The following is a 7178-nucleotide window of genomic DNA, read 5'->3' on the forward strand; positions in this document are numbered from 1 at the left end:
CGCGGCTTGACCGCGATATCTAAAAAAATAAGCATTTTTAGATCCCGCGATTAAATCACGGGATGACATTAAAGGTTTCTAGATTCCTGCTTTCGCAGGAATGACATAAGAACATTAATCAGTACACTCTCTTCGCCGGCGGGACTGCTGTTACTTCATCGGTTAAAGTAGTTAAAGTCACAGGTTTATAATCAAGAACTACTTTACCTGCTTCATCGATAGAGCTAAGAGTATGCTTCATCCAATCCCCATCATTACGATCAGGATAATCTTCACGTGCATGAGCTCCTCTGCTTTCTTTTCTTGCAGCTGCCGAATATACCGTTACTAAAGCTTGATCAAGTAGATTATCTAGCTCTAAGGCTTCCACTAAATCGCTATTCCAAATTAAAGATTTATCGTTAATTTTTATATCTTTATAGCCGCTTCTTATTTCGCTAATCATTCCTGTTCCTTCATCTAGTACCTCTTGAGTTCTAAATACCGAAGCATGACTTTGCATAGTTCTTTGCATTTTAAGCCTTAACTCTGCAACTAAAATATTACCGTTAGCGTGACGGACTTTATCAAATCTATTTATAATTTTTTCAAGGCTTTCTTCTTTTATAGACTTGTGGGGACTCGCAAACTTAATAAGCTCGACTGCTTTTAATGCAGAACTTCTACCAAATACTACTAAATCAAGCAAAGAATTTGATCCTAATCGGTTAGCACCGTGTACCGATACGCAAGCCGCTTCACCGATTGCCATAAGCCCTTTTACTACGCTATTATGATTTTTACCGTCTTTGATTATGACTTGACCGTGATAATTCGTCGGTATCCCGCCCATATTATAATGTACCGTAGGAAGTACCGGTATCGGCTCTTTAGTCACGTCAACACCGGCAAAAATTTTAGCCGTCTCAGAGATACCGGGCAAACGACTATGTAAAATCTCAGGCGATAAATGATTTAAATGTAAAAATACATGATCTTTATGCTTGCCAACTCCTCGCCCCTCTCTGATTTCTATAGTCATTGCTCTTGAAACTACATCTCTTGAAGCTAAATCCTTTGCAGCAGGAGCATAACGCTCCATAAAACGCTCACCGTTTGCATTAACGAGATATCCCCCTTCGCCTCTTGCCCCCTCGGTAATAAGACAGCCTGCCGAATATATACCTGTCGGATGGAACTGTACAAATTCCATATCTTGCAGTGGAAGACCGGCTCTAATCGCCATGCCGCCCCCATCACCCGTACAAGTATGAGCAGACGTCGCCGAAAAATAAGCACGCCCGTATCCGCCCGTTGCAAGCACTACATTATGCGCTCTAAAACAATGCAGACTACCGTCATCTAAATTCCACGCAACTACGCCTCTACATTCACCATCTTCCATCAATAAATCAATAGCAAAATACTCAACGAAAAACTGTACTTTATGTTTTAGTGACTGTTGATATAAAGTATGAAGTATGGCATGCCCAGTGCGATCTGCCGCAGCACATGTACGCTGAGCTGCTTTTCCTTTGCCGTACTCTGTTGTCATTCCTCCAAAAGGACGCTGATAAATTTTTCCCTCTTCAGTTCTTGAGAAAGGTACGCCGTAATGCTCTAGCTCTAAAATCGCATCGGGAGCGTTTTTGCACATATACTCAATTGCATCCTGATCGCCTAACCAATCAGAACCTTTTACCGTATCATACATATGCCAACGCCAATCATCTTCGCCCATATTCCCAAGAGCCGCACTAATTCCGCCCTGAGCAGCCACAGTATGACTACGGGTTGGGAACAGCTTAGTTATACAAGCGGTATTTAGCCCTTCTTTAGCCATACCGAATGCAGAACGAAGACCTGCTCCACCTGCACCTACAACTACTACGTCAAATTTATGATGAATGATATTATACGCTTTGGTCATTAAATTAATTTTTTACTATTTTGATACGTGAATTGTTTACCTATGTCACCCCATGGCTTGACCACGGGGACCAGTAATTCAATACACAATAATGCTATAAATTGTTTTCTGGATACCGCGGTCAAGCCACGGTATGACAATTTTTATCCTTTATAAAACATCGCTACTATAAAAGCTACAATAGTCACAATGCAAAATAATTGCACTATTATAATCAATGTATTACGTAATTTGTGACAACTTATATAATCCTCAATTACTACACACATACCAAGCATCGCATGATACAACGAAATAACTACCGTAATTAACAAAGCTACTACATTAAAAGGCTTTTTAAGCTCCCACATAATAATATTTATATCATTATTTTTGTTGGTTAACGTAAAATATATTAGCCACACAGAACATAAAGCTAATATAATCCCCGTTACTCTTTGCAATAACCAATGATGAGAACCGCTTTTAGCAGAACCGCTATTTTTTGCTTTTACAATTTCTGCTTTAAAATCATATACCATTAATTTTCTCTATTATTTGTTTTAGCTTTTCGTCATTGCGAGGAAATTGCATAGCAATTGACTAAGCAATCTCAGGCATTTGTTATTATTTCTGAGATTGCCACGTCGATGCTATGTATCTCCTCGCAATGACGTTTTTAATTACTACACCCATAACAATACCGTTAATAATACAGATCCTACCACTACACACCAACCGGTGATATTAACCAATTTTATAGAAAAACCGTAACCGATATCCCAAAATAAATGCCGAATGCCGTTACATAAATGATAAAACCAAGCGTAGCTAACAGCTACTAAGCATATTTTTATAATACAGCATTCAGCAAGCTGTAAATAATTATTGTCATATTTACTAAGAATCAACCACCACGCTAAGATTGACACCGCAAAAAACAAAGCTACGCCGGTCATACGATACAAAATTGATAATGTAGAACTTATTTGCGGCTTATATATAGTTAAATGCGGCGAAGTTGGACGCTTATTATAAATTTCTTGTTTGGTTTTAGTCATATATTTCTAATAAATAAAAAAGGGTTATGTCATTCCCGCGGAAGCAGGAATCCAGTAATTAAAAAATACACATATACTGAATTTTTAAAATTAAAAACTCTCTTTTTTCTGGATTCCCGCTTTCGCGGGAATGACATACTACACGTTTCAATTGGTCAACGACATCTATCTCTGCAACCAATGTCTTTCTACGGGCGATAAATCATCTGTCACTGCTCTCCTATCATCGAAGACAAAACATTCACCTTGCCATAAATTGTTCTTGTTTTGTGTATCTTCTAGATATTGCAGTATTCCACCCTTTAAATGATATACCTCATCATAACCTATGCTTTTAAGTAAGCTGGTGGATTTTTCACACCTGATACCACCTGTACAAACCATAGCAATTTTCTTACCTTTGAGCAATTCTTGATTCTGCTGAATCCAAGCAGGAAATTGTTTAAATGTTTTGGTATTAGGATTAATTGCTGATTTAAATGTACCGACCTCTACTTCATAATCATTTCGAGTATCTATTACTATAACATCTTGTTTTGTGATAAATTCATCCCAATCTTTCGGCTCTATATATTCGCCTTTAAACAAATCAACATTTAAATCATCAACGTTCATTGCTACAATCTCTTTCTTAAGTCTGACTTTCAATTTCTGAAAAGGATGAACATCACTATAATTTATTTTAACGTTAACATCTTTGGGACCGGTCAGCTTTATCAATTCTTCAAGTACAAGATTTACATTTTCATATGAACCTGAAAAAGAACCGTTAAAGCCTTCATTAGCTAATAAAATAGTACCTCTAACATATTTTCTTTTACCGATAAGCAAAAGTTTCGGTATCAAATTCGCCGGTTCTTCTATATTAACAAAACTATATGCACTTAAAATTGCTATTTTTACATTCATAAATTATTTAGGTATTATTTTTACATTCTATGTCATTCCCGCGAAAGCGGGAATGACATAGAAAACTATATCTTACATAACCTGCAATGGTACGAACATATTACTACTACCCCTTTCAATCAGGAGCAAAATATTTTGCTTATCTGATTTTTTAGCATTTTCATATAATTCTTCTAGCTTACTTATATCGTCTATGCTTTCCTGATTAATATTGGTTATCAGATCACCAATTTTGAAGCTACTTTCTTCTTCATCAATATTGGTTATAACTATTCCCATTTTATCTTGAAGAATAGTATATTTTTGTCTTAGTTCTTCAGTCAAATTACCAAAAGTAATATTATTTTTAGTAATAGATAAATTATCTTCTTCTTTATTTGTTATTTCTTTCTTATTGGTCTCTTCTGTAGAATCTTTGGTAACCTCTTCATTATCCGAAGTAATTTTAATAGGTAATTCAAGCTCCTTTTTATCGCGAAGTATTTTTACTTTTACTTCCTGATCAATAGGAGCATCTGCAATAATTACACGTAATTTTTTAGTATTTTTAACCGGTATATCTGCAAACTCTATTATTATATCACCTGTTTTAATTCCTGCTTTATCACCTGGACCGTCTTCTTGTACTTTAGCTACTAACACCCCCCTAGTATTTTTAAGTCCTAGCCCTTCAGAAATTTCCTCGGTTAAATCTTGTATTATTACTCCAAGGCGTCCTCTACTTACTTTTCCATCTTTCTTAAGGCGTGCGATTATAGGCTTTGCAGTATTTGACGGTATTGCAAAACCGATACCTATATTAGTACCGAGCGGTGAAAAAATTGCTGTATTTACGCCGATTACTTTCTGATCCAAATTAAACATAGGACCACCGGAATTACCGTTATTAATTGCAGCATCCGTTTGAATAAAATTATCGACTATATTGTCCGTATCTATATCGATATCCCGCCCTTTAGAAGAAATAATACCACTTGTCACCGTACCACCTAGATTACCGAACGGATTACCGATCGCAATAACCCAATCTCCTACTCTTGCATCATTTGAATCTCCAAACTCAACAAAAGGTAGAGGTTCCTCGCTATCTATTTTTAAGAGAGCTAAATCGGTTTTAGTATCGTTACCTATTAATTTAGCCGATAATTCAGTATTATCTGCAAGTTTTATATTAATTTTATCAACATTTGCAATTACATGATAGTTTGTCACTATTAAGCCGTTAGGTTCAATAATAAATCCTGAACCAAGCGGGACACTTTTCGGAGTTTGATCGACCTCTTCCAAATTCAGCGGTATATTAAGCTTTTCTAAAAAATCATTAACTTTTTCTTGCAGAGGATCTTTCTCAGCATTTTCCGATTTACTATTAACATATTCTATTGTTGAAATATTAACAACTGCAGGAATTAACGGTTCAACTATATCGGCAAAGCTATAACGGGCGGCTTCACTTACTTTTAAAGGAGCAGAATTTATTTCCGTAAATTCATTCTCTTCTTGAGCTGCTACTTTTAAAGACTTACTATTGTCTCTTGCTAGAACAACGTTATTTGATATTAAAACTATTATAACAAGAACTATTTTCAGATTAACCATATACTCCAAGTAAATAAAAAGTAGATAGACTAGTATACTACTTAGTTAGATTTAGATATTTTAAAACTTCAGCATCCGGTGAAATTACAAAATTAGTATCCTCTTTCTTTAAAGAATTTTTATATACTAAAAGTGATCTATAAAATTTATAAAATTCTGGGTCGACTGAATAAGCAGAATTATATATTTTTGCCGCTTTCTCATCGCCGTCACCTTTAATAATTTGTGCATCTCGATAAGCTTTAGCAAGTATTATTTTACTTTCTTTATCTGCTTTTGAACGAATACGCACGCTTTCTTCTTGTCCTTCCGCTCTAATTTGGGTTGCTTCTTTTTCACGTGCCGTTTGCATACGACGATAAATAGCCGCACTATTTTCTTTTGGTAAGTCTGCTCTCAAAATTCTAACATCTACAACATCAATACCGAAGCTTTTAGCTTCACCGTCCACTTGATTTAAGATATTTAACATTACATTACTACGTTCCTGACTTAAAAGGCTACTTAGCGAGATTTTACCTATCACCTTACGCATTGACGATTCAAGATTACGAGTCAGCCTAATTTTCACACCTTGATAATCATGTACCGTTTTATAAAACATTACGGGATTATTAATTTGGAATTTGGCGTAGGCATCAACAATAACTCGTTTACCGTCAGCAGCCGTTAATTCTTTTGCCTCAACCTCAACATCTAAAAAACGCTTATCAAAAAATTCAACATTTTGAATAAACGGGATTTTAATATTCAGTCCTGGATTTTCTATAGTTCTAACTGCCTCACCAAACTGGAATACTACTGCAGATTGGCGTTGGTCAACTGAAAATAAGGAGCTAGAAAGCAGTATCAGCCCAAAAACAATTGTAAAAATTATATAATAAATCTTTTGTTGCATTTAATATTCCTTGTTGTTTAGATGTCATTCGTGTATAGCGTGAAAAACGCGCTCGATGTCATTCCCGCGAAAGCGGGAATGACATAGCACCCCTATGGTTTAATAGCCATGTGCGGCAGTAGTGCATTATTAATAATCGTTTTATTTGAACCGCCTAATATCTCTTCGACTACTTCTAAATATAATCTATCTCTAGTTACTTGCCTACCTGTAGCATATTGTTTATAAATAGCATTAAATCTTTGGCTATCACCTTCTGCTTTCGATATAACTTCTGCTCTATAACCTTCTGCTTCTTGTATAATCTTTGCAGCCGCTCCTCTAGCTTCCGGCAAAATCTTATTATTATAGGCTTGAGCTTGATTTATTTCTTTTTCTTTATCTGCTTTTGAAGTTTGCACGTCTCTATAAGCGTCTATTACTTCGGCAGGCGGCTCGGCTTTTAATAATTGTACTTTCTCAATCATAACGCCGGCATTATAACTATCCAATATCTTCTGTGTTAATTTCTCTATTTTATAAGTAATCTCCTGCTTTTGATCGGATAATACCCAAGAAATAGGAGTATTGCCTATGACTTCCCTAACGGCACTTTCGACTGTTGCTTTTACTGTTTCTTCAGGTCTTTGTACGTTAAAAATAAAATCTTCAAGATTATTAATATGCCACATTACGTCACAATTTAAAGCAACGATATTTTCATCACCGGTGAGCATTATACTTTCACCGGCAATATTTTTAGTATTATCGCCACCGCTACGCAGAGAGCTATTTGTACGATAACCAATCTCAATCCGACGTGATTGTTTAACTTTCTCAACTA

Annotated in this window: 7 protein-coding genes; all 7 read right to left on the bottom strand. The window is 35.7% G+C overall.

Features of this window, described 5'->3' with window-relative positions; genetic code table 11:
• Positions 1–118: 118 nt before the first annotated feature.
• A complete protein-coding gene (sdhA, locus tag O6R16_RS01355; RefSeq protein ID WP_499679685.1) occupies positions 119–1909 on the bottom strand; it encodes a succinate dehydrogenase flavoprotein subunit in 1791 nt (596 codons plus the stop codon).
• A 143-nt stretch (positions 1910–2052) separates the two neighbouring features.
• Complete coding sequence (sdhD, locus tag O6R16_RS01360; protein ID WP_499679686.1) at positions 2053–2430, bottom strand: succinate dehydrogenase, hydrophobic membrane anchor protein; 378 nt, start codon at positions 2428–2430, stop codon at positions 2053–2055.
• Between the two features lie 144 nt (positions 2431–2574).
• Complete coding sequence (gene sdhC, locus O6R16_RS01365) at positions 2575–2949, bottom strand: succinate dehydrogenase, cytochrome b556 subunit (protein WP_499679687.1); 375 nt, start codon at positions 2947–2949, stop codon at positions 2575–2577.
• A 165-nt stretch (positions 2950–3114) separates the two neighbouring features.
• The gene (gene trhO, locus O6R16_RS01370) at positions 3115–3858 is read right to left on the bottom strand and encodes an oxygen-dependent tRNA uridine(34) hydroxylase TrhO (protein WP_499679688.1); all 744 of its coding nucleotides are present in this window, start codon (positions 3856–3858) and stop codon (positions 3115–3117) included.
• Positions 3859–3930: 72 nt separating this feature from the next.
• Positions 3931–5457 (bottom strand): Do family serine endopeptidase, encoded by a 1527-nt coding sequence (locus O6R16_RS01375; protein ID WP_499679689.1) that lies wholly within the window; start codon positions 5455–5457, stop codon positions 3931–3933.
• 37 nt (positions 5458–5494) lie between these two features.
• Positions 5495–6355, bottom strand: coding sequence for a protease modulator HflC (gene hflC, locus O6R16_RS01380; protein ID WP_499679690.1), 861 nt, complete (start codon positions 6353–6355; stop codon positions 5495–5497).
• Positions 6356–6447: 92 nt separating this feature from the next.
• A partial coding sequence (gene hflK, locus O6R16_RS01385) for an FtsH protease activity modulator HflK (RefSeq protein ID WP_499679691.1) occupies positions 6448–7178 on the bottom strand: 731 nt, incomplete at its 5' end.

Source organism: Candidatus Rickettsia tasmaniensis (genome assembly GCF_036857515.1).
Classification (GTDB): domain Bacteria; phylum Pseudomonadota; class Alphaproteobacteria; order Rickettsiales; family Rickettsiaceae; genus Rickettsia; species Rickettsia rickettsii.

What these genes read in the sequence shown, in the direction of transcription:
- O6R16_RS01375 (WP_499679689.1), bottom strand. Translation starts at nt 5,457, where the DNA reads ATGGTTAATCTGAAAATAGTTCTTGTTATAATAGTTTTAATATCAAAT.
- hflC (WP_499679690.1), bottom strand. Translation starts at nt 6,355, where the DNA reads ATGCAACAAAAGATTTATTATATAATTTTTACAATTGTTTTTGGGCTG.
- trhO (WP_499679688.1), bottom strand. Translation starts at nt 3,858, where the DNA reads ATGAATGTAAAAATAGCAATTTTAAGTGCATATAGTTTTGTTAATATA.
- sdhD (WP_499679686.1), bottom strand. Translation starts at nt 2,430, where the DNA reads ATGGTATATGATTTTAAAGCAGAAATTGTAAAAGCAAAAAATAGCGGT.
- sdhC (WP_499679687.1), bottom strand. Translation starts at nt 2,949, where the DNA reads ATGACTAAAACCAAACAAGAAATTTATAATAAGCGTCCAACTTCGCCG.
- sdhA (WP_499679685.1), bottom strand. Translation starts at nt 1,909, where the DNA reads ATGACCAAAGCGTATAATATCATTCATCATAAATTTGACGTAGTAGTT.